We start from the raw sequence: 20,822 nt of genomic DNA on the forward strand, positions 1-20,822 counted from the left end.
AAGGGGCCAACAATGGAACAGGTCGCCGCGTTCACCGACACCTACCTGCCGACCGTCAACGGCGTGACCTACACCATCGCGTCGTGGCGCAAGCGGTGGGAGCGGGCGGGCGGGCGGATGGACGTGGTCTACCCCAAGGCGGACGGTCACCGACCGACCGACGGCGAGCACCCGGTCGGGAGCCTGCCGTTCCCGTTCTACGACGGGTTCCGCCTCGGCACGCCGAAGATCCCCCGGGCGGTCCGGGACGCCGAGGTGGTCCACGCCCACACGCCGTTCGGCCTCGGGCTCGGCGGACTGCGCCTCGCGCGCGACCAGGACGTCCCCCTCGTGGCGTCGTATCACACGCCCACCAGCGAGTACGCCTCGTACGTCTCGCCCACGGACACGGTGGCCTCGGTGGTCGGTCGCATCTCGGAGAGCTACGAGCGGTGGTTCTTCGGCCGGGCCGACGCGGTGCTGGCGCCCTCCGCGGCGACCCGCGACCACCTGATCGAGGAGGTCGGCGTCGACACGACCGTCGAGGTGGTGCCCAACGGCGTCGACACCGAGCGGTTCCGGCCGGTCGACCCCGACGAGTTCCTCGCCCGCCACGACCTGGACGGCGACCGACCGCTGGTCGGCTACACCGGCCGGCACGGCTACGAGAAGCGCCTCTCGGAGCTGGTCGAGGCCGCCGCGGAGATGGACGTGACCGTCGTCTTCGGCGGCGACGGCCCGGCCCGCGACGACCTCGAAGCGCAGGCCGCCGACCTCGGAGCCGACGCCCGCTTCCTGGGCTTCCTCGACCGCGAGGAGATGGCCGCCTTCTACTCGGCGCTCGACGCCTTCGCGTTCCCGAGCCCGGTCGAGACCCAGGGGCTGGTCGCGCTGGAGGCCAACGCCTGCGGGACGCCCGTCGTGGGCGCGAACGCGGGTGCACTGGCCAACACCATCGACGACGGCGAGACGGGCTACCACTACGAGAGCGGCGACGTCGCGGACTTCCGAGCCGCCGTCCGCCGGACGCTGACCGAGCGCGAGGCGCTCCGCGAGACCTGCCTGGCCCGTCGCGACGAGGTGGGCGTCGAGCGGGCGGTCGACCGGTTGCGTGACGTCTACGACCGCATCCGGTGACCGATGTTGCAAGTGTGACACGCACCGAACCGTACAAGGCCCTCTGGCGGAATTCGAAACCGTGACTATCTCAGACGCGGTTGTGCGCTCGGCATTCGACTCGCTTCCGGGTCAGGCCGCGATTCTGGACCCGACCGGCCGCATTCTCGCCACGAACCGGGCGTGGCGCGAGTTCGGGACCACGAACGGCGGTGAACCCGACCACGTCGGCGAGAACTACCTGGCGGTTTGTGACGCGAGCGACGACGAGAAGGCCGCTCGGACCGCCGCGGCGCTCCGGCGACTCGTCGACGGGGAGCGGGAGGAGGTCTCGGTCGAGTACCCCTGTCACGCGCCGGACCGGGACCGCTGGTTCGTCATGCGCGCGGAGGTGTTCGACCACGACGGCGAACAGTACCTGCTGGTCGTCCACTTCGACATCACCGACCGGAAGCTGGCGGAACTGGAGGTCCGCGAGAAGAACGACCGGCTCGAGACCGTGGCGAACGTTCTCAGCCACGACATCCGGAATCCGCTCACCGTGGCGATGGGTCGCGTCGAGATGATGGAGTCCGAGCACGCCGACCCGCTGGTGGAGTCGCTCGAGCGGATAGACGCCATCGTCGGGGACGCGCTGCTGCTGGCCCGTCGGGACAGGGTCGAGGAGACGAAAGCTGTCGATCTGACCGCGAGCGCCGAACGGGCGTGGCGGCAGGTCGACACCGGGGCAATCGACCTGACGTTCGGCGAGTCGGTCCGATTCGAGGCCGACCCGGACCTGCTGGGCCACGTCTTCGAGAACCTGTTCCGGAACTCGGTGGAGCACGGCGCGACGACCGTCAGGGTGGGCGCGCTCGAGAACGGTTTCTACGTCGAGGACGACGGGCCCGGCGTCCCGCCGGCCGAACGCGAGTCGGTCTTCGACGCGAGGTACTCGACGGGCGAAGGCGGGACAGGGCTCGGCCTCACCATCGTCGAGCGGGTCGTCGATGCCCACGGGTGGTCGATACGCGTCGCCGGGGAGGAAGTCGATACCGGGGAACTGACCGGTGCGCGCTTCGAGGTCCGCTTCTAGAGTTCGACGCGCTCGACCAGCTGGTTGCCGTCCTCGCGAATGTTGACCGCGATGATGCGGATGTCGTCCTCGAGCCCGGAGTCCCGGAGCTTCGCCTTCAGCAGGTTGTCGACCTGGTAGACGCCCGCGGCGTTGAGCATCTCGATCTCGACGAGCACCGGCACCGCGTCGCCCTGCATCAGCGAGACGCGCTGGATGGCCTGGCTCGAGACGGTGTCGATGCCCCGGCCGCCCTTCTCGTAGGGCATCCGCGAGCGGCCCTTCTCCATGTCGAGGGCGTCGGCGACCCGGACGACGCCCGCCTCGGTCGTGAGCGGGTCCTCCTCGGTGTGGTGACAGAGGATGGCGTGGAGCACCTCGCCCTTGACCCGGACGACCTCCTCGGTGTCGTAGAAGTCGAACTGCGGGAGTATTCGGTCGAGCAGGTCGGCCGCGAGCGGGATCGACCAGTAGGCGTGTTCGTCGCGGTGGACGACGTGGCCGATGTCGTGGATGGTCGCGGCCAGCGCGACGATGACGCTCTCGTCGGCCTCCTCGAGTCCCTGCTCGGACGCGCCGTTGAAGTCGACGCCGCCCTGCTTGAGCAGGTCGTACAGCGCCAGCGCCCGGTTCCGGACGATGGAGATGTGCTTGCGCCCGTGGTCGTTGTACCCCTTCCGGACCACGGGGTTGACGTTCTGGGCGCGGAGGTAGGTCTGGATCTCGGGGTCGTCGTGGACGAACTCCAGCACCTCGTTGAGGCGCTCGTCGGGGAAGGCGTGGTCTGCCGTCGGGTCGTACTCCCGACCCTCGTCGTCGGAGTGCTCGGGTTCGTCGGTCTCGCTCATACGTAATACCTCGACCCCCAGCGGAAAAAGGGCTCGGCCCGGAGTCGGGAGGTCGCCGCGCGCCGGTCGACGGTTCGGTACCGACACGTGGCAGGTTCAGGGCCGGTCCGCGGCGGCGGCGATCAGTCGGCGGCCTCGGCCGCGTCGGCGGCCGCCTCGCGGACCGCGTCGTAGTCGGGTTCGACGCCGGGGTCGTCGGTGACCCACTTGTCGGCGATCGTGCCGTCGTCGTCGACGACGAAGACCGACCGCTTGGCGACGCCGTAGTAGCCCATGTCGGCGAAGTCCATCTCGACGCCGTAGTCGTCGATGATCTCCTTGTTGGAGTCGCTGATGAGCCCGAAGCTCAGGTCCTCCTGGTCGCGGAACTCGTTGAGCGAGAACGGCGCGTCCACGGAGATCCCATAGACGGTCGCGCCCGCCTCGTCGAACTCGTCGAGTTCCTCCTCGAAGGTGGCCATCTCGGTGGTGCAGACCCCGGTGAACGCGCCGGGGAAGAACGCGAGGACGATGGGTCCGTCGTCGAGTTGCTCCGAGAGGGTGAACTCCTCGACGTCGCCGTTCGCGAGCGGTGCGGTGAAGTCCGGTGCGTCGTCGCCTACTTCGACCATACGGTCACCGGTAAACGCGTCGGGGAAAAGTCAGTTCCGAATCCGGACGGGCGGCTGCGGCGTCCCGTCGCCGGCAACTCGCTCGCACACCGCGTTCGCGCCGCCGGAAATGTCGCTACCGAACAGGTTCGGCACCCCCTCGACCTCGGAGAACTAGCAAAAAGCCTATAGTCGAGAATCAGCTATCCTCAGGTAGAGATGGTACAGATGATTCCACTGTTCGGACCCGTGCCCGGCGGGATGGAGATGATGGTGATCCTCCTCATCGCCGTCCTGCTGTTCGGCGCGAACAAGATCCCGAAGCTGGCCCGCTCGACCGGCGAGGCCATGGGCGAGTTCAAGAAGGGCCGTCAGGAAGTCGAGGAGGAACTGCAGGAGATGCAGAACCCCGACGCGACCAGCACCGACACCGTCAACGACGCGTCGCCCGACACGGCCACCGAGACCGACACGGAAACCAACACCAACTGACCGCTTTTTTGTGGGGCGTGTGGCCTAGTGGATAGGGCAGAAGGTTCCTAACCCTCTGATCGCGGGTTCGAATCCCGTCACGCCCGTTCTCGTGTCGAGCAACGCGAGACCGAGAACGAAGCCTGCGGGATTCGAATCAGGGAGGTCGCGCGCAGCGGAGCGAGCACGTCCGACCGTGGTTCGAATCCCGTCACGCCCGCTCGGCTTCACTGCGTTCAGCCTCGCGGGCGTGACGACCCTCGCGAACAAACCGCGTTCGCTCGGTCCCGTCACGCCCGCTCTCGTGTCGAGCGACGCGAGACCGGAAGCAAAGTGTACGGATTCGAGCTCTCACATTGCAGATTCGGGACGGCCAGAAGGATCGCACGCCCGACCGTCCCGCACGGTCTTCACTCGCACGCGTTCCGCGCCAGCAGTTCGCAACGCTAGCTATCGAACACCCCGCCGGCCGCCCCTCGAATACGTATACGGGGTAGGGTTACACGGTCGTCGTCCCTACGAAGGAGTGATGACTACGAAATCTCTCGCCCCGGGAACGGTGGTACGGTGATCTGGCAGGATCTCGTCTTCCTCGTCGGAAGCGTGCTCTCCATCGTCTTCCTCGCCCCGACGCTGCGCGACCACACGGCCCGGGTTCCGCTCGGGACCAGCCTCCCGTCGGCGCTCATCGGCGTCGTCTACGGCGCGAGCTTCTACACCATGGGAATGTCGTTCTCGGCCACCGGGTCGTTGCTCACCGGCGTCCTCTGGGCGGGCATCGCGGCGCTCCGCTCGCCGTCGCTGTCGGGGAGCCTCTCGGAGGAACTTTCCGCGGTTCGGTCGCGGCTGTCGAACTGACCGGCCGCTGTTCTCGCCCGTTCTGTTCTTCGACTGAAAAATAGACAGCTGACAGCGCGTGCGCGACTACCTATCTGACGCCACGTTCGTCCTATCCGTCGCCGTGTTCGTCGGTGATGACGACCTCGCCGTCCCGAACGTCGACGTTGATCAGCGTCTTGACGTCGTAGTCGGTGTTGTCGAGCTCGTTCGGCCCCTCCTTCTTGATGACCGCCAGCACGTCGGCCACGTCCGCGCCGATGTGTTCGAGGGCCTCCGTGATGGCCTTCATCGTGCCGCCCGTGCTGAGCACGTCGTCGAGCAGGAGGACGCGGTCGCCCTCGTGGACGTTGTTGACGTACATCTCGTTCTCGGAGTAGCCGGTCTGCTGGGAGAGCGCGACCTCGCCCTCGAGGCCGTACTCGCGCTTGCGGATGACCACCAGCGGGATGTCGGTCATCAGCGAGACCGCGGTCGAGATGTGGATTCCCATCGCGGCGGGGGTGACGATCTTGTCGACGTCCTCGAGTTCGGCCTTCCGGATGATCCGGATGACGATCTCGCGCAGCAGACTCGGTTCGAGGACCGGAATTCCGTCGCTGATGGGGTGGACGAAGTAGTGGTAGCCGTCTTTCTCGATGATGGGGGCGTCCAACAGGGACCGCTTGAGCTTATCCATGTTGGGGGTACTCGACGGGTCAATAAAAGGTGACGGAATCGGGCGCCCGCGGGCCCGATTCGCACGCGAGGCGTCCCCACGGTTCATCACCCGGGCACTCGGACCCGCCCGGAACCCCGAGCGACGGACTCGACCGCCAGTCGTCGGCCGGCCCGTCCGGTCGTACCCCCGCGAATCGACACCCGATTTGAGAACTGTTAAGTCCGGTCCCCGGTGAGTCTCGCACGTGCTACAGACACCGGACCCGGCAGCGTCGGCGGTACTCGCCGTCGTGTTCCTGCCGTTCGCCGCGGCCGCGCTGGTGCCGCTCGTCTACCGCGCACTCGGCGAGCGCACCGCCTACTACGCGGCCGCGGTCGCGCTGGCCTGCTTCGGACTCGTGGCCAGCCAGTACGGCGCGCACGGCGCGGTCACGGTCCCGTGGATTCCCTCGCTCGGTGTCTCGGTGAGCTTCTACGTCGACGGGCTCTCGCTCCTCATCGGCTTCCTGGCCAGCGGGGTGGGCGTCCTCATCCTCACCTACTCGGGCGGCTACATGCACGGGGAACCGGCCCAGCCCAAGTACTACGCCGCGCTGCTCGCGTTCATGGGGTCGATGCTCGGCGTGGCGTTCGCCGCCGACCTCGTCGCACTGTTCGTCTTCTGGGAGCTGACGAGCCTCTCGTCGTTCATCCTCATCGGCCACTACCAGCGACAGGGGAGTTCGCAGTACGCGGCCCGGAAATCGATGCTCATCACTGTGTCGGGCGGCCTCTTCATGCTCGTGGGCTTCCTGCTGCTCCACGACGTACTGCTCGACGTGACGACGGCGTCGAACGCGTTCAACATCGTCTGGATGCTGGAGAACGCCGAACTGGTCCAGGAGGAGCTGCGGGCCGCCGGGATGTTCCTGCCGGTCCTCGCGCTCGTGGGTATCGGCGCGGCCGCCAAGTCCGCGCAGGTCCCGCTCCACATCTGGCTGCCCAACGCAATGGAGGCGCCCACGCCGGTCTCGGCGTTCCTGCACTCGGCGACGATGGTCAAGGCGGGCGTCTACCTCCTCGGGCGGCTCCGGCCGATTCTGGTCGGCGAGGAGTGGCAGCTGCTGTTCGCTGTCCTCGGCCTGACGACGATGACCGTCGCCGCCATCCTGGCGGTGGGCGCGACCGACATCAAGGAGCTGTTGGCGTACTCGACCGCCAGCCACCTCGGGCTCATCGTGGCCGGGTTCGGCTTCGTCTCGGAGCTCGGCGGCGAGACCGGCGCGTTCCACATCGTCAACCACGCGGCGTTCAAGGCCGCGCTGTTCCTCGTGGCCGGTATCATCGCCCACGAGGCCGGCACCCGGAAGATTGAGAACCTCGGCGGGCTCTGGGAGGACCTCCCCGTCACGGGGGCCATCACCGCCGTCGCGGCGCTCGGGATGGCGGGGGTCCCGCCGTTCAACGGCTTCTACTCCAAGGAGCTCCTCTTCGAGGCCGCGTGGGAGGCCGCCGCGCACGCGGGCGGCCTCGCGTGGCTCTACCCCGCGGTCGCCGTCTTCGGCAGCGTCTTCACCTTCCTCTACTCCATCAAGTTCCTGATGCTGTTCTTCGGCGAGAAGCCGACGGGCCTCCACAGCGTCCACTCGCCGCCGAAGGTGATGCTCGCGCCGCCGCTTCTGCTCGGCGTCCTCGCGGGCGCCATCAGCATCGGCGGCGTCCTCGGGACGTTCGGCGTCCACTTCGCGCCGTTCGACCACTTCGTCGGCGAGGTGTGGGCCAGCACCCTCCCGCCGGCGGCCGAGGGCCACGCGTTCCACTACTACGTGCCGACCCACCTGACCCCGGCGGCCGCGATGAGCGCGGTCACCATCGCGCTGGGCGCGGCGGCCTATCCGTTCTACGACCGGCTCCACCGCGGCGTGAACCGGCTGACCGACGTCGACCTCCTGCGGGCCAACTGGTACTACGATTCGGCGGTGTTCGGCGTCAACGGCTGGAGCGACGCCGCGGCCGGCCGCATCCAGAACGGCCTGCTCCGGACGTACGCCACGTGGGCGATGGCCGGGGTCGCCGCGCTCGCGCTCGCCGGCTACGCCGCCGCGGGCGTGGGCGTCCCGGGCTTCTCGGGCTTCTCGGTGACCCTGGCCATGGCGCTCGTGCTGGGGGTCGCGATCGTCGGCGCGCTCGCGGTGTCCATCGCGCCCTCGCACATCTCGGGCGTGCTGACCCTCTCGATCCTGGGGTTCATGGTCGCGGTGTTCTACGTCCTCGCGGACGCGCCCGACCTCGCGCTGACCCAGCTGGTCGTCGAGACGCTCCTGCTGGTCATCTTCCTGCTCGTCCTCGACAAGCTGCCGGCGTTCTACGGCAACGCGGGTCGGGGCAAGATGGTTCGGGACGGCGCGCTCTCGGTCGTCGTCGGCGCGACCGTGTTCGTGACCGTGCTGGTCTCGACCGCGGCCGCGCCCGCCGAGAGCATCGCCGGCGAGTTCCTGGAGCTGTCGGTCCCCGAGGGCGGCGGCGGCAACGTCGTCAACGTCATCCTGGTGGACTTCCGGGCGTTCGACACGATGGGCGAGATATCGGTCGTCGCGATGGCGGCCCTCTCGGTGTTGACGCTGGTCGCGATGCGAGAGCGAGGTGAGACCCAATGAGCACGGTAATCGCGCGGACAGTCACGCGGACAGTGGTACCGCTCATCCTCGTGACCGCCGTCGCCCTGCTGCTGCAGGGCCACAACCTCCCCGGCGGCGGCTTCATCGGCGGGGTGCTCACGGTGACGGCGTTCGCGGTGATATACGTCATCTACGGACTGGACTACCTGCAGGAGGAGCTGCTTCACCAGTTCCGCGACCCGCTGCTGGAGTCGTTCCAGCACGGCATCGTGGCCAACTACCAGATCGCCTTCGCGGTCGGGCTGGCGGTCGCCGCGGTCGCCGGCCTCGTGCCGCTGCTGTTCGGGTACAACTTCCTCTATCAGTCCCACTGGTATCTCCCGGCCCTGCCGATCTACGGAGAACTCCACGTCGCGAGCGCCCTCGCCTTCGACCTCGGCGTCTACTTCGTGGTGGTCGGCGCGCTGCTCACGATCCTCGCGGTGGTGGGAACCGAATGACCGCGACCGAACCGCAGTTCGTGCTCGCGGTCGTCCTCGGGACCCTGTTCGCCCTGGGGACCTTCCTCGTGCTGCGCCGGGACGTCGTGCGCGTGGTCTGGGGCGTCACCATCATCAGCCAGTCGGCGAACGTCTACCTCGTGACGATGGGCGGGTTCGCCGGCGGGGTCCCCATCCTGGGTCACGGCGGTCACGGCGGCGGTCACGCCGCGACCGACCCGCTGGTCCAGGCGCTCGTGCTGACCGCCATCGTCATCGGCTTCGGCACGACCGCGTTCGCGCTCGTGCTGACCTATCGGGTGTACGAGGAGCACGGCACCATCGACCTGCTCGAACTGGGTGATCGCGCGTGAGCCAGCAGTTCGTCATCGCGCCGCTGCTCGTCGGACTGGTCACCGCCATCGCGACCCTGCTGACCCGGCGGTTCGGCAGGGCGCAGGTCACCCTCAGCCTGCTCGGCGGCCTCGGCTACGTCGCGGCGGTCGCGTGGCTGGTCTCGTCGGTCGACCCGCTGGGCGCCGGCAACGTCGTCAGCTACCAGCTCTCGGGCTGGCAGGCGCCGTTCGGCATCACGCTGGTCGCCGACCCGCTGTCGGCGTTCATGCTCGCGTTCTCGGCGGTCGTCGCGCTCGCCGCGCTGGTCTTCTCGGCGTCGTACGTCGACAGCTTCGGCCAGCGGGTCTCGTACCACCCGCTGTTCCACTTCATGCTGGTCGGGGTCACGGGGTCGTTCCTCACCGGCGACATCTTCAACCTCTTCGTCTGGTTCGAGGTGATGCTGATGTCGAGCTACGTGCTCGTGGTGTTCTACAGCGGGCCCGAGCACACCCGGGCCGCGCTCCACTACGTGGTGCTGAACCTGGTGGGGAGCGCGGTGATGCTGCTGGCCATCGGCGGCATCTACTCGACCACAGGGACGCTCAACATGGCCGACCTCTCGCGGCGGGTGGCCGACCCCGCGGCGTACGGCGGCTTCTCGGTCGCGCCCGTGCTCGGTCTCTCGGCGCTGCTGTTCGCGGTGTTCGCGCTCAAGGCCGGCCTCGCGCCGTTCCAGTTCTGGGTGCCCGCGGCGTACCGCGCGGCGCCCGCGCCGGTGTCGGCGATGCTGGCCGGCGTGGTCAAGAAGGTCGGCGTCTACGCCATCATCAGGGTGTACTTCACGGTGTTCGCCGGGGCCGCCATCTCCGGCCTCTCGCTGCCCGGCCTGTCGGTCCCCGACGGCGGGAGCGCCCTGCTGTCGTTCTACGGCCCGGTGCTGTTCCTGATGGCCGCCGCCAGCATCGTCGTGGGCGGTCTGGGCGCGGTCGGCCGCGACGACATCGACGGGCTGCTCGCGTACTCCTCCATCGGTCAGGTCGGGTTCATCGTCCTGCCGCTGGCCATCGCGGCGACCGCGACCAGCCAGGAGATCCGGGTGCTCGGCGTCGCGGCCGCGCTGGTGTACGCGCTGAACCACGGCTTCGCCAAGAGCCTGCTGTTCATGGCCAGCGGCGCGGTGTACGACGCGGTCGGCACCGAGGAGTTCCCCGACCTCGGCGGGCTCTCGGAGACCGCGCCGTGGCTCTCGGCCGGCTTCTTCGTCGGCGCGCTCGCGCTCATCGGCATCCCGCCGCTGTCGGGCTTCTTCGGCAAGCTACTCGTCTTCGACGCGGCCGGCCGGACGGGCTCGACGGTCGGGATCGCCGTCGCGCTGTTCGGCGCGATACTCACCATCGCGTACTTCTCGCGGGCCTGGAACCGCGGGTTCTGGGGCGAGCCCTCGCTGCTCGTCCAGCACGGCGAGGCCCGGTTCTCGCTGGTCGCTGTCGTGGTCGCGCTCGCGCTGGCCATCGCCGTGCTGGGCGTCGGCTTCGACGTCGTGATGCGGGCGGCCGAGGCCGGTGCGCACGCCGCGCTCGACCGCCAGGGGTACATCGACGCGGTCCTCTCGGGGGCCGAGAGCGCCGCCACCGGCGGGGGAGGTGGTCACTGATGAAGCCCCGCAAGTGGCCCGTGGTCGGCGTCCTGCTCGCGGTGCTGTGGCTGTTCGTCCGCGGCGTCGCGCTCGACCCGGCCGCCATCCTGGGCGAGTTCCTCATCGGACTGGGCTTCGGCCTGCCGGTCGCGTTCGCGTTCCGGCGGTTCTACACCGAGCGGACCGACCTCACCCGGAACCTCCGGGCGCTGCCCTACGCGGCCGTCTACGTCGGGCTGTTCCTCAAGGAACTGCTCACCGCGAACTTCGACGTGGCCTACCGCGTGCTCGCGCCGGGGATGCCCATCGAGCCCGACGTGGTGGTCGTCCCGCTCCGGGTCGAGACCGACGCGGCCGTCACCACCATCGCCAACTCCATCACGCTGACCCCCGGCACGCTCACCATGGACCACGACGAGGAGACCAACACGCTGTACGTCCACGGCATCACCGGCCGGAACCGCGAGGCCGTGGTCGAGCCCATCCGGGCGTGGGAGGACTACGCGCTTGTCATCTTCGACGAGGAGCGCAAGCCCGGCGACCCGGTCCCGGAGGTCCCGGTCGCGACCCGGGAGGGCCGCGCCGACGGTGGCGCCCGCGAGCGGAGCGAGGGCGACGGAGCGGGCGACGACCGTGACCCGGCCGCCGACGCCTCCGAGGGAGGTGAGTCCGATGGCGAGTGACCTGCTCGGGGCGGTCCTGAACGGGGCGATCGTACTCACCGCGGCGCTCACCCTGTTCGCGGGCTACCGGGTCGTCCGGGGCCCGACGGTGCCCGACCGGGTGGTCGCGCTCGACACCATCGCGACCAACGTCGTCGCCATCGCGGGGCTGTACGCCCTGACGACCGGCGAGGGGCTGTTCGTCACGGTGAGCCTCGTCCTGGCGATCATCGGGTTCATCAGCACCATCGCGGTCAGCCAGTACGTCATCGAAGGAGACATCATCGAGTGACCATGAACGCCATCCAACAGTTCGTCGTCGCGGCGCTCGTCGCCGTCGGGAGCTTCTTCCTGCTCATCGGCACGGTCGGCCTGCTCAGGTTCCCCGACGTGTACAATCGGATGCACGCCAGCAGCAAGGCGACCACGCTGGGCGCGTCCTCGATACTCCTCGCGGGATTCGCCTACTACGGGCCGCAGGGCGCGGGCCTGACCTCGCTGGTCGGCATCGTCTTCCTGTTCCTGACCGCGCCGACCGGCGCCCATCTCATCTCCCGGTCGGCCCACAAGATGGGCGTCCCGTTCTACGGCCAGGAGGCCGAGTGGCCCGAGGAAGTCGACGAACCGGGGTCGGACTGACTCACAGTTCGTCGGCCAGCTGTTCGGCCACCCGCCAGCCCAGTCGCTCCTTCGACCCCTCGTACTCCCGGACGCTGTGCTCGCGGACGAACAGCGTCCGGGTCAGGTCGTCGCCCATGACCCCGGCGTCGTTGGCGACCACGAACGCGAGGTCGGCCCGCCGGAGCGTCTCGCGGGCCGCCGCGACCATCGCCTCGTCGTCGCCCGACGTCTCGGCCTTGAAGCCGACGACGGGCAGGTCGCCGGTCTCGCGGACCTCGTCGATGAGCTTCGGCGTGGGCGTCAGGTCGAGCGCGAGCTCCTGGCCGGACCGGATCTTCTCGTCGGCCGCCTCGACGGTGTAGTCCGATACCGCCGCGGCCGAGACGACGGCGTCGGCCGCTCCACCCTCTACGCGGTCGAGCACCGCCTCGGTCATCTCGGCCGCGGTCTCGACGCTGGCGACCTCGGCGTAGGGTACGTCGTCGCCGTCGTGGACCAGCGTCACGTCCGCGCCGAGAGCGTAGCAGGCGCGCGCCACGGCCCGACCGGTCTTGCCCGACGACCGGTTCGTCAGCACGCGCACCGGGTCGACGGGTTCGCTGGTCGCGCCGCTGGTGACGACGACGTTCGCGCCGTCGAAGCGGTCGGGCGCGGTCGCGCGGGCGAGGTCGAGCGCGATGGCGTCCTCGGTGGCGATCTTTGCCTTTCCCTCCTCGATGCGGGGGTCGACGAACTCGACGCCCCACGACTCGACGCGGTCGATGGCGTCGAGGACGCCCGGGTGGTCGTACATGGGCTCGTGCATCGCGGGCGCGACGACCACCGGGACCCCTGCGCCGAGCGCGGTGGTCGCGCAGGTCGTGACCGGCGTGTCGTCGACCGCGGCCGCGATCTTGCCCACCGTGTTCGCGGTCGCGGGCGCGATCAGGAACACGTCCGCCCAGCCGTCGCGGCCGCACAGCTCGACGTGCTCGACCGCGCCGGTGATCTCGGTGACGACCGGGTTCTCGGTGGCGAACTCGACCGCCCACGGGTGGACGATACCGCGCGCGGCCCCGGTCGTGACCGCGCGGACCGACGCGCCCCGCCGCCGGAGTTCGTGGGCCAACTCGACTACCTTGACCGCCGCGATGCTGCCGGTCACCCCGAGCGCGACGTTGGTTCCCGCGAGCATTACCCGACGTTCGGGTCCTGATAGGTTAAAGAGGTGCGGGTTGCAACGCCGCGCGTCGCCGACGGTTCGAATTCGGCGGCGACGACTCCCGGCATCCCTTAAAAATTGGTAAGCTTACATTGAAACAGTCGGAACGGTCGAAACGGACCGTTTGCAACCGTCGGGAGTGAGGGGCCGGTTAATGTACCCCCGGCACCAGGAGTGTCCTGTATGTCGGACCACCACGGAAACGAGCCGATCGACGACGTAAGTGCGGCTTTCGACCTCCTCCGCGACGCGCGTCGACGGGGCGTCCTCTACACGCTGAAGCGCAACGGCCGAACCTCCGTCGAGGAGCTCGCCGAGCGCATCGCCGCGTGGCAGTCGGGCGAGGGCGACGAGATCGACCCCCAGTCGGTCGAGGTGTCGCTCGTCCACTCGCACCTGCCGAAGCTCGCAGACGCCGGCGCCGTGGAGTACGACCGCGAGCGAGGCGCGGTGGAGCTCGCGGACGACGGCGACGACCTCGACCCGCTGCTCCGGTGCACGAGCGAGCGCGAACCCGAGCTGTTCCGGGCGGGCCGCACCTCGAACCTGCGCGGCCTCGAAGTGAGTCAGTGAGCCGCGGATCGGATCCGGTGGCCCTCGCACCGCGGACCCCGATACGCACGCGACTCCGCTGACCCCCGCGAATCCGCGACCTCGCCCGCCGGAGACCAGGCCCCGCGACGACCGACGACGGTTTCGTATTCTTCGCACCGCGGACTCCCGAGCCGTCCGGCCGGGGTTGCTCCCGTCCCCGCGCATACCGTCCCTACAGTACCGCCACTTCGACACCATTTCTTCGGCCCCGTCCTTCGGTACCGCCGTTTGGGCACCTCTCTTCGGAACGGTCACTCGGACACGGTGGCCGGTCAGTCGGCGACGTCGCGTGAGGAAAGCAGGAGAGCAGTTGGTCGGGCGGTACGCCGTGGATTCGGTCGACGTGCGCTCGCTACGCCGCCGCTTCCTCGACACCGAGTACGTCGTCGTACTCGCCGGCGTCGACCTTCTCCTTGAACTCGCGGGCGTCCTCGCCCTCGATGGTGACCCCCAGCGAGGCGCAGGTGCCGACGATCTCCTTCGCGGCGTTCCTCGTGTCGTACGCGAGGAGGTCGGGCTTCTTCTGCTCGGCGATCGTCTTGACCTGCTCGATCGAGAGGTCGGCGACGAAGTCCTCCTGGGGCTCGCCGCTCCCGGTCTCGAAGCCGGCCTCGTCCTTGATGAGCGCCGCGGTCGGCGGGACGCCCACCTCGATCTCGAAGCCGCCGTCGTCCTCGACGGTGATGGTCACGGGCACCTCGGTGCCGTCGAAGGCCTCTGTCTGGTCGTTGATCTCGTTGACGACCTCCTGTACGTTGACCGCGGTCGGTCCGAGCTCCGGGCCCAGCGGCGGACCGGGATCGGCCTGTCCGCCGGGGACGAGTACTTCTATCGTCTCAGCCATACCTAAACGAACACCTCGGAGCAGTTTTAAGGCTTGCTTTTCGGACGCTCGGCGAGTCGGGGGTCTGCGGTCGGCGCGCCGCGTCGTCGCACGGGGCGCACCGCCGGGTCGGCGCCTCAGCGGACGCTCACGCCCTGCCGGCTCAGGAACTCGCTGGCGCCCTTGATCTCGACCGGACTGCCGATGATGCGGACGTAGTCGCCGGTGGCGTGGTCGCCGTCGGCGGTCGGATTCGCGTCGTCGGTCCGGTTCTCGGCGTCGACGTTCATCTCGAAGAAGGTCAGCGTGAACTGCTCGTCGAGGTCGTCCCGGAACCCCTCCAGCACCGCCGCGGCGATGACGATCTGGGTGCTGTCGCGGAGCGTGGCGGGGTCCGGCATCGTCGTCCGGGTGGTTCCGCTACCGACGTATTAACGTATCGAAGTTATACTGTCGGCCGGACGTACGCGACCGCTGCGACGCGATTCCCGCCGTGGTACTTGTCGACGCATCGCCTCCGTGTACGACTCCTCGACGAATTGCGGTCGAGGGCGTATCGTCGCGGGCGCGGACGGGCAACTCCGCAGAAAGAAAGCCTTTTTCGGCGCGCACGGCCGACTCACTCCTAATGGGACTGGAGGAAGAAATCGAGGACCTCCGCGAGGAGATATCCGAGACTCCGTACAACAAGTCCACGGAGGAGCACATCGGGCGGCTGAAGGCCAAGCTCGCGGAGAAGAAGGAGAAACTCGAGAACCAGTCCTCGGCCGGCGGCGGCGAGGGCTACCACGTCGAGAAGCACGGCGACGCCACCGTCGCGTTCGTCGGCTTCCCGAGCGTGGGCAAGTCCACCCTGCTGAACGCGCTGACCGCCGCGGAGAGCGAGGTCGGCGACTACGAGTTCACGACGCTCAACGTCAACCCCGGCATGCTCCAGTACAACGGCGCGAACATCCAGCTGCTCGACGTGCCCGGCCTCATCGAAGGCGCGGCCCACGGCCGGGGCGGCGGCCAGGAGGTCCTCTCGGTCGTCCGGGCGGCCGACCTCGTCGTGTTCGTGCTCTCGGTGTTCGAGATCGACCAGTACGAGCGGCTCCGGAAGGAGCTCTACGAGAACAAGATCCGACTCGACCAGACGCCGCCGAGCGTCAAGATATCCAAGAAGGGCAAGGGCGGCATCCGGGTCACGTCGAGCGTCGACCTCGACCTCTCGGAGCGGGTGGTCGAGGAGGTCCTCCGGGAGCACGGCTACGTCAACGCCGACGTGACCATCCGCGAGCAGGTCGACATCGACCGGCTGGTCGACGGCGTGATGGACAACCGCGAGTACATCCCCTCCATCGTCACCGTGAACAAGGTCGACCTCATCGAACCCGACTACGTCGACACCGTCAACGAAGAGCTTCGGGAGTACGGCATCGACCCCGACGAGGCCATCTTCATCTCGGCGGAGGCCGAACGCGGGCTCGACTCGCTGAAGGAGACCGTCTGGGAGGAACTGGGCCTGATGCGCATCTACATGGACAAGCCCGGCCGCGGCGTCGACTACGAGGAGCCGCTGGTGCTCGAGAAGGGGTCGACGGTCGGCGACGCCGCCCGGAAGCTCGGGGGCGAACTCGAGGACCGGTTCCGGTTCGCCCGCGTCTCCGGCCCCAGCGCCAAGCACGACGAGCAGCAGGTCGGCAAGGACCACGAACTCGCCGACGAGGACGTGCTCCGGATGGTCGTCCGGAAGTAGTGGGATGGCAGTCTCCCGTCGCCTTCTCGCACTCGCCGCCATCTCTGCGCTCCCGTGGACGGTGCTCTCGTCCGGCGACCTGGTGTTCGCGTGGGGGCTGGCGACGCTCGACCCGCTCCACGTCACGACGCTGCCCGATTACTTGTTTGTCCACACGCGCGGGCTACCGAACCGTCTGCTCGCGTGGCCCGTCGCGGTCCTGCTGTACCTGCTCGCGGTCGCCAACGCGCTCCTCGGCCGACTTGCCCCCCGGCTGGAAGACCGGCGAGTGACGGGCGGACTCCTGACGCTGGCGGGCGCGTCCGACCTCTGGTTCGCGCTCGGACTGACTCGGCCGGGACTGGTAGCTGTGCCTGTCGGATCGGTGCTGTTGTGGACCGCTGCGTGGTGGTTCCACTGGCCGGACCTGCGGACGGCGCTGTGGCGATAGGTGGTGGAACACGATCGGAAACCGTAATCGAGATTGCCCCGAACGACCCGCCCGGTCGCGGCCGTTGCGCGACATCTCCGACGGACGTGGTTGCGTCGGCGTTTCGACCCGGTCACGATGGAAGATGTAGTCCTCGTCGAAACTGGCCGACCGTCGGCCCCGAAACACCCTCCTCGTTTCCGCGAACCGTAGCCTTTTCGCGCCGGAACCTCCAACTTCGAACCGTCATGAACGCGACGCTCGACCACGTGATGATGCGCGTAGAGGACCTGGAGGAGACGCTCGACTGGTACGGCACCCACCTCGATTACGAGGAGAAGGGCCGGTGGGAGGCCGACACGTTCACCAACGTCTACCTCGGGCCCGAGGACGTCCACGAGGAGGGCGCGGTCCTCGAACTCACCTACAACCACGACGGCCGGTCGTACGAGATGGGCGACGCGTGGGGGCACATCGCCGTGCGCGTCGACGACGTGTACGACGCCTACGAGCAACTGATGGACGAGGGCGTCGAGGACTACCGCGACCCCGACTCCTGCGGTGGCTCGTACGCGTTCGTCACGGACCCCGACGGCCACGAGATCGAGGTCGTCGAGCGCGACCACGGCGCGCGCTGGAGCCTCGACCACACCATGATCCGCGTGGAGGACGCCGACGCGGCGCTGGGCTGGTACACCCGAAAGCTGGAGTACGAGCACACCGGTCGCTGGGAGTCCGACACCTTCGCGAACTACTTCATGAAGCCCGAGGGCGCGGCCGACGAAGCGATGGCCGTCGAACTCACGTACAACTACGACGGCCGGTCGTACGAGATGGGCGACGCGTGGGGGCACATCGCCGTGCGCGCCGACGACCTCCAGGACGACTGGGAGGCGCTGATGGAGCGCGACGCCGAGGACTACCGCGACCCCGAGTCGTGCGACAACCGGTACGCCTTCACGAAGGACGTGGACGGTCACGAAATCGAGGTTATCGAGCGCGACGAGTAGGTACCCTCGCGGATTTTCTTCGACGGTTCCGTTTCCGACTGCCAGCTGTTCGTCCGGGATGGGATGTTCCGACTCGGTGGTTTAGATGTCCGCACACGATCCCTGCTGGAGAGTTACGGACCACTTAGAATAACGTTCACACATCGGTATAATCTGTCATCGAAGAACGCCAGTAATAGCGGCTTACGAGCCTCGTATTGGCTGATTCCGCGATGCCGCCGCCACAAGGCACTTATAAATTCCTCCGGTTTACTTGAGTCGTACCCCTACCCACGGTGACAGCGGCGAGTACGGGCGCCCTCGCTCGGATGGTAGTCGCTTCCTAGGGGGCCGGGAAAGCAGCCGTCGCCGACAGATTACCGATACAAACCATGACAACGACGACAACAGACAAGCTACGTGGCGGACTCCTGGCGGCGTTACTAGTGACGTCAGTCTTCGCAGTCGTTCCGACGATGACCTTCGGACAGGCGCAAGGTTCGACGTACGTCAGTAACGGACACACACTCACGTTCGACCAGATCGAGGACGGACAACAGGGACAGACAATTACTGTCGAGGCTTCGGCGATATCTAATACCGACCCCATCACTGTCGACGTCAATGAGGTCCAACAAGCGGGCTTCAGTGTGAGCGTGGACGGCAGTGGCGGGTCGAACATCGCGGACCGGACTCAGGTTAGCGACGGCGAGTTCACCGTCACCCCCTCGAGTGCCAACTCGCAGGTCCAGATTCCGGTGACGCTGTCGAACGAGTCGGCCGTCGAGCAGAACAACCGCATCCGGTACCACATCACCGCCGACGGTCAGTCCCTGACCGCGGCGTTCAAGACACTCAACGTGCAGTCGACCTCGCTCGACGGGAGCGGTTCGAGCGCGACGGTCTACTCGGGCGAAGTGGTTACGTTCCAGACCGACCAGGTCGGTGACGTCGTCACCATCTACGAGCAGCAGGACAACAACTGGGTCTCCGTCGAGCGGTTCTCGACGAGTCCGGGTAACGCGGTGAACTACGACACGGCGAACCTCGAAGGCGAGTACACCGTCACCTTCGACGATCAGGAGCCCGGCGACTCCGACGATAATCAGCAAGTCGCCTTGAGAGTGAACCCGCTGAACCTGCAGACCTCGGCAGTCGAGGCGAACCTGACGACCCAGGAGAACATCACGGTCGACGTCTCCTCGGCCGACTTCGGAAGCCAGTTCACCGCCGCGCTCTACGAGGAGGGCGCGGACTTCGACGACACCGAACCCATCACGTCGGTGAACGAGACGTTCGACGGAACGGGCAACGCCAGGGTGACGTTCGACACGCTGGCGAGTATGGATGACGTCGGTGCCGGCGACTACGTCGTCCGCGTCACGCACCTCGATACGGGAATCAGCGTGACGACCAACACGGTCAACGTCACCGATGCCGGCGAACGGTCAGTCAGCCTCCCGACCCGGACCATCTCCGAGCAGCGCGGCGACGTCGCGGAGTTCACCGTCGACCTCGAAAGCACCGACACCGCGTACGTGCAGGTCGGCGGTCAGGGGAGCAACTTCCTCGCGAACTTCACGGTCGAGGACGGGAGCGACGACGACACGAACGTGACCGTCTCCGTCGACACGTTCAACTCGTCGGCGGACTCGGTCACCGACTTCGTCTCCGTGAGCGACACCGACTCAATCAGCGTCGCGAACGGCGACGACGGCACGACCCAATACGGTGAACAGGGCCTCTACGTCGGCAATCCGCTCCAGCCCGGTAGTCTCCAGGACCCCATGGCCGCGGGGAGCTACAACATCATCGCGGGGCTCGAGAACAACGACCGCGACGCCAAGACGATTCTGAGTCTCAGCGAACCGTCGGTCGACGGCGTCAACACGTGGGTGTACGGCGGTGAGGACCTGCCGGACAGCGGCGAACTGGGAGAGCTTCAGCAAGGCCTCTCGCAGTCCGACACGATTCCGGCCGGCGATTACGTCGTCGTCGAAACGCAGGTGTCCGGCGTTCACGCCTACCTCGACGGCGTTAACGACTTCGGGTCGAACACGAGCCAGGCGTACAACGTCTACCTCAACCTGACCCAGCAGAACGTCGGTCCGAACGCCAACCCCGAGACGTGGTACGGTACGAACGCGAGCGCTGTGTACGTCGACGCGGAGAACAACACGGTGCTGACCGCGTTCCAGACCGGGCAGGGTCAGCTCGACGCCGGCGAGAACTTCAACGCCACGTTCCACGCCTCGGCGGCGAACCCGGTGTTCACCGAGTCCCAGAACGCCTCGACCACGTTTGAGGTCGTCGAGCGGTCCATCCAGTTCACTGGACTGGGCGCCAACGATACCCTCGAACTCCAGGCGAGTGAGAACGCGACCGTGACCGGGACGTCGAACCTCGCGCCCGGCACGAACGTCGACGTCGAGGTCGAGTCGGCCGGCCAGCTGTTCACCCAGACGGTCGAGGTGGGACAGGACGGCAACTTCACGGCGACCTTCGACCTGAGCGACCTCGACCCCGGCTCGGAGATCGACGCCCGCATCACGACGGGAACCGTCACCGAGCGGGTCGACGCCGTGTTGGTCCAGGCTGCCCAGCAGACGACCGCGGCCCAGGAGACGACAACTACGACGACCACCACGACGACCACGACTGAAGAGACAACGACGACCGAGGAGACGACTACGACTGAAGAGACGACGACCACGACCGAGGAGACAACCACGACGGAGGGCGGTGACGGCGGTATCCCCGGCTTCGGAGTCGGCGTCACGCTGGTCGCGCTCGCGGCGGCCGCGCTGCTGGCGCTCCGGCGGAGTCGATGACGCAGTAGGATTTCAAGCGACCGATTTTCTTTTGCCGAAGTTCCGGAGCAGTGTTTGACCGAAGACCGGCTACCATGTTTCTTTTATAAGTGGGAAGTTAGGTCTGCGCACGCTGTGGCTCCGGCATCGCAGCTGACCGAAATTGCTCGTTTCCGGCCGTATCGACGGCTCGAGTTGGCGAACGCGCCCGTGTGAGATGTCCACAGGATACTCTGCCGACAAATCTGGTAATTCTTGGGTTTTAGAGCCTGAGAAAGCCAGGAAACGCGACGATAATATTCCGTGAAATGGAGTAACGAGCCGAATCGCAGACCACAAAGCACTTATAATCAGGACATAACCATTCTT

22 protein-coding genes and 1 tRNA gene are annotated in these 20,822 nt (G+C 67.5%); 17 read left to right on the forward strand and 6 right to left on the reverse strand.

The genetic code is table 11. The annotated features are described in order from the left end of the window. Nucleotides 1–12: 12 nt before the first annotated feature. On the forward strand, nucleotides 13–1,116 hold the full coding sequence (locus DVR07_RS03390) for a glycosyltransferase (RefSeq protein WP_115795364.1): 1,104 nt from the start codon (nucleotides 13–15) through the stop codon (nucleotides 1,114–1,116). Between the two features lie 61 nt (nucleotides 1,117–1,177). After that, nucleotides 1,178–2,170 carry a PAS domain-containing sensor histidine kinase gene (locus tag DVR07_RS03395; protein WP_115795365.1) on the forward strand — a complete coding sequence of 331 codons (993 nt, stop codon included), beginning with the start codon at nucleotides 1,178–1,180 and terminating at the stop codon, nucleotides 2,168–2,170. On the opposite strand, the gene DVR07_RS03400 is transcribed toward DVR07_RS03395, so the two are convergent. Both DVR07_RS03400 and DVR07_RS03405 read right to left on the reverse strand, forming a co-directional pair. Beyond that, nucleotides 2,167–2,997, reverse strand: a complete 831-nt coding sequence (locus DVR07_RS03400; protein ID WP_115795366.1) for an HD domain-containing protein — start codon at nucleotides 2,995–2,997, stop codon at nucleotides 2,167–2,169. The genes DVR07_RS03395 and DVR07_RS03400 overlap by 4 nt on opposite strands. A gap of 122 nt (nucleotides 2,998–3,119) precedes the next feature. After that, a complete protein-coding gene (locus tag DVR07_RS03405; RefSeq protein WP_115795367.1) occupies nucleotides 3,120–3,608 on the reverse strand; it encodes a redoxin domain-containing protein in 489 nt (162 codons plus the stop codon). Nucleotides 3,609–3,806: 198 nt separating this feature from the next. On the opposite strand from DVR07_RS03405, the gene DVR07_RS03410 reads away from it, so the two are divergent. The 3 genes from DVR07_RS03410 (at nucleotide 3,807) to DVR07_RS03420 (ending at nucleotide 4,916) form a co-directional block, all read left to right on the forward strand. After that, nucleotides 3,807–4,079 carry a Sec-independent protein translocase subunit TatA/TatB gene (locus tag DVR07_RS03410; RefSeq protein WP_193570006.1) on the forward strand — a complete coding sequence of 91 codons (273 nt, stop codon included), beginning with the start codon at nucleotides 3,807–3,809 and terminating at the stop codon, nucleotides 4,077–4,079. A gap of 13 nt (nucleotides 4,080–4,092) precedes the next feature. Then, a tRNA-Arg gene (locus DVR07_RS03415) sits at nucleotides 4,093–4,165 on the forward strand. Between the two features lie 460 nt (nucleotides 4,166–4,625). After that, nucleotides 4,626–4,916, forward strand: coding sequence for a hypothetical protein (locus DVR07_RS03420; protein ID WP_193570007.1), 291 nt, complete (start codon nucleotides 4,626–4,628; stop codon nucleotides 4,914–4,916). Nucleotides 4,917–5,007: 91 nt separating this feature from the next. On the opposite strand, the gene hpt is transcribed toward DVR07_RS03420, so the two are convergent. Beyond that, nucleotides 5,008–5,574: a hypoxanthine/guanine phosphoribosyltransferase gene (gene hpt, locus DVR07_RS03425; RefSeq protein WP_115795368.1), complete on the reverse strand. Its 567-nt coding sequence runs from the start codon at nucleotides 5,572–5,574 to the stop codon at nucleotides 5,008–5,010. A gap of 226 nt (nucleotides 5,575–5,800) precedes the next feature. Between hpt and mbhE the strand changes: the two genes are divergently transcribed. Genes mbhE through mnhG form a run of 7 tightly spaced genes read left to right on the forward strand, consistent with a single transcriptional unit; the run spans nucleotide 5,801 to nucleotide 11,907 of the window. Beyond that, a complete protein-coding gene (mbhE, locus tag DVR07_RS03430; RefSeq protein WP_115795369.1) occupies nucleotides 5,801–8,191 on the forward strand; it encodes a hydrogen gas-evolving membrane-bound hydrogenase subunit E in 2,391 nt (796 codons plus the stop codon). Further along, on the forward strand, nucleotides 8,188–8,652 hold the full coding sequence (locus tag DVR07_RS03435; protein ID WP_115795370.1) for an MnhB domain-containing protein: 465 nt from the start codon (nucleotides 8,188–8,190) through the stop codon (nucleotides 8,650–8,652). Before mbhE ends, DVR07_RS03435 begins: the two co-directional genes overlap by 4 nt. Then, a complete protein-coding gene (locus tag DVR07_RS03440) occupies nucleotides 8,649–9,005 on the forward strand; it encodes a sodium:proton antiporter (protein WP_115795371.1) in 357 nt (118 codons plus the stop codon). The genes DVR07_RS03435 and DVR07_RS03440 overlap by 4 nt, the downstream gene beginning before the upstream one ends. Beyond that, a complete protein-coding gene (locus DVR07_RS03445; RefSeq protein WP_115795372.1) occupies nucleotides 9,002–10,624 on the forward strand; it encodes a complex I subunit 5 family protein in 1,623 nt (540 codons plus the stop codon). The genes DVR07_RS03440 and DVR07_RS03445 overlap by 4 nt, the downstream gene beginning before the upstream one ends. Continuing rightward, complete coding sequence (locus tag DVR07_RS03450) at nucleotides 10,624–11,289, forward strand: Na+/H+ antiporter subunit E (RefSeq protein WP_115795373.1); 666 nt, start codon at nucleotides 10,624–10,626, stop codon at nucleotides 11,287–11,289. The genes DVR07_RS03445 and DVR07_RS03450 overlap by 1 nt, the downstream gene beginning before the upstream one ends. Continuing rightward, entirely contained in the window at nucleotides 11,279–11,560 is a 282-nt protein-coding gene (locus tag DVR07_RS03455) for a monovalent cation/H+ antiporter complex subunit F (protein WP_115795374.1), read from the forward strand. The genes DVR07_RS03450 and DVR07_RS03455 overlap by 11 nt, the downstream gene beginning before the upstream one ends. Before the next feature lie 2 nt (nucleotides 11,561–11,562). Beyond that, the gene (gene mnhG / locus DVR07_RS03460) at nucleotides 11,563–11,907 is read left to right on the forward strand and encodes a monovalent cation/H(+) antiporter subunit G (protein ID WP_115795375.1); all 345 of its coding nucleotides are present in this window, start codon (nucleotides 11,563–11,565) and stop codon (nucleotides 11,905–11,907) included. 1 nt (nucleotide 11,908) lies between these two features. Here mnhG and coaBC read toward each other — a convergent pair whose 3' ends face one another. Beyond that, entirely contained in the window at nucleotides 11,909–13,063 is a 1,155-nt protein-coding gene (gene coaBC, locus DVR07_RS03465; protein ID WP_115795376.1) for a bifunctional phosphopantothenoylcysteine decarboxylase/phosphopantothenate--cysteine ligase CoaBC, read from the reverse strand. Nucleotides 13,064–13,273: 210 nt separating this feature from the next. Between coaBC and DVR07_RS03470 the strand changes: the two genes are divergently transcribed. Then, a complete protein-coding gene (locus DVR07_RS03470) occupies nucleotides 13,274–13,663 on the forward strand; it encodes a DUF7344 domain-containing protein (protein WP_115795377.1) in 390 nt (129 codons plus the stop codon). A gap of 373 nt (nucleotides 13,664–14,036) precedes the next feature. Here DVR07_RS03470 and DVR07_RS03475 read toward each other — a convergent pair whose 3' ends face one another. Both DVR07_RS03475 and DVR07_RS03480 read right to left on the reverse strand, forming a co-directional pair. Next, nucleotides 14,037–14,528 (reverse strand): 50S ribosomal protein L11, encoded by a 492-nt coding sequence (locus DVR07_RS03475; RefSeq protein WP_115795378.1) that lies wholly within the window; start codon nucleotides 14,526–14,528, stop codon nucleotides 14,037–14,039. Between the two features lie 116 nt (nucleotides 14,529–14,644). Beyond that, nucleotides 14,645–14,908 carry a VNG_1110C family protein gene (locus tag DVR07_RS03480; RefSeq protein ID WP_115795379.1) on the reverse strand — a complete coding sequence of 88 codons (264 nt, stop codon included), beginning with the start codon at nucleotides 14,906–14,908 and terminating at the stop codon, nucleotides 14,645–14,647. 227 nt (nucleotides 14,909–15,135) lie between these two features. On the opposite strand from DVR07_RS03480, the gene DVR07_RS03485 reads away from it, so the two are divergent. From DVR07_RS03485 to DVR07_RS03500, 4 genes are all read left to right on the forward strand, one after another. Then, a complete protein-coding gene (locus tag DVR07_RS03485; RefSeq protein WP_115795380.1) occupies nucleotides 15,136–16,245 on the forward strand; it encodes an OBG GTPase family GTP-binding protein in 1,110 nt (369 codons plus the stop codon). 4 nt (nucleotides 16,246–16,249) lie between these two features. After that, nucleotides 16,250–16,675, forward strand: a complete 426-nt coding sequence (locus tag DVR07_RS03490; RefSeq protein WP_115795381.1) for a TIGR04206 family protein — start codon at nucleotides 16,250–16,252, stop codon at nucleotides 16,673–16,675. 227 nt (nucleotides 16,676–16,902) lie between these two features. After that, nucleotides 16,903–17,664 carry a VOC family protein gene (locus DVR07_RS03495; protein ID WP_115795382.1) on the forward strand — a complete coding sequence of 254 codons (762 nt, stop codon included), beginning with the start codon at nucleotides 16,903–16,905 and terminating at the stop codon, nucleotides 17,662–17,664. Between the two features lie 629 nt (nucleotides 17,665–18,293). After that, nucleotides 18,294–20,474 carry a DUF7827 domain-containing protein gene (locus DVR07_RS03500; RefSeq protein WP_115795383.1) on the forward strand — a complete coding sequence of 727 codons (2,181 nt, stop codon included), beginning with the start codon at nucleotides 18,294–18,296 and terminating at the stop codon, nucleotides 20,472–20,474. Nucleotides 20,475–20,822 lie beyond the last annotated feature (348 nt).

This window comes from Halorussus rarus (assembly GCF_003369835.1).
Lineage (GTDB): Archaea > Halobacteriota > Halobacteria > Halobacteriales > Haladaptataceae > Halorussus > Halorussus rarus.

Coding starts and splice junctions, on each gene's coding strand:
- DVR07_RS03485 (WP_115795380.1), top strand. CDS start 15,136: ATGGGACTGGAGGAAGAAATCGAGGACCTCCGCGAGGAGATATCCGAG.
- DVR07_RS03390 (WP_115795364.1), top strand. CDS start 13: ATGGAACAGGTCGCCGCGTTCACCGACACCTACCTGCCGACCGTCAAC.
- DVR07_RS03470 (WP_115795377.1), top strand. CDS start 13,274: ATGTCGGACCACCACGGAAACGAGCCGATCGACGACGTAAGTGCGGCT.
- mnhG (WP_115795375.1), top strand. CDS start 11,563: ATGAACGCCATCCAACAGTTCGTCGTCGCGGCGCTCGTCGCCGTCGGG.
- DVR07_RS03455 (WP_115795374.1), top strand. CDS start 11,279: ATGGCGAGTGACCTGCTCGGGGCGGTCCTGAACGGGGCGATCGTACTC.
- DVR07_RS03405 (WP_115795367.1), bottom strand. CDS start 3,608: ATGGTCGAAGTAGGCGACGACGCACCGGACTTCACCGCACCGCTCGCG.
- DVR07_RS03450 (WP_115795373.1), top strand. CDS start 10,624: ATGAAGCCCCGCAAGTGGCCCGTGGTCGGCGTCCTGCTCGCGGTGCTG.
- coaBC (WP_115795376.1), bottom strand. CDS start 13,063: ATGCTCGCGGGAACCAACGTCGCGCTCGGGGTGACCGGCAGCATCGCG.
- DVR07_RS03475 (WP_115795378.1), bottom strand. CDS start 14,528: ATGGCTGAGACGATAGAAGTACTCGTCCCCGGCGGACAGGCCGATCCC.
- DVR07_RS03440 (WP_115795371.1), top strand. CDS start 8,649: ATGACCGCGACCGAACCGCAGTTCGTGCTCGCGGTCGTCCTCGGGACC.
- DVR07_RS03490 (WP_115795381.1), top strand. CDS start 16,250: ATGGCAGTCTCCCGTCGCCTTCTCGCACTCGCCGCCATCTCTGCGCTC.
- DVR07_RS03400 (WP_115795366.1), bottom strand. CDS start 2,997: ATGAGCGAGACCGACGAACCCGAGCACTCCGACGACGAGGGTCGGGAG.
- DVR07_RS03435 (WP_115795370.1), top strand. CDS start 8,188: ATGAGCACGGTAATCGCGCGGACAGTCACGCGGACAGTGGTACCGCTC.
- DVR07_RS03480 (WP_115795379.1), bottom strand. CDS start 14,908: ATGCCGGACCCCGCCACGCTCCGCGACAGCACCCAGATCGTCATCGCC.
- DVR07_RS03495 (WP_115795382.1), top strand. CDS start 16,903: ATGAACGCGACGCTCGACCACGTGATGATGCGCGTAGAGGACCTGGAG.
- hpt (WP_115795368.1), bottom strand. CDS start 5,574: ATGGATAAGCTCAAGCGGTCCCTGTTGGACGCCCCCATCATCGAGAAA.
- DVR07_RS03410 (WP_193570006.1), top strand. CDS start 3,807: ATGGTACAGATGATTCCACTGTTCGGACCCGTGCCCGGCGGGATGGAG.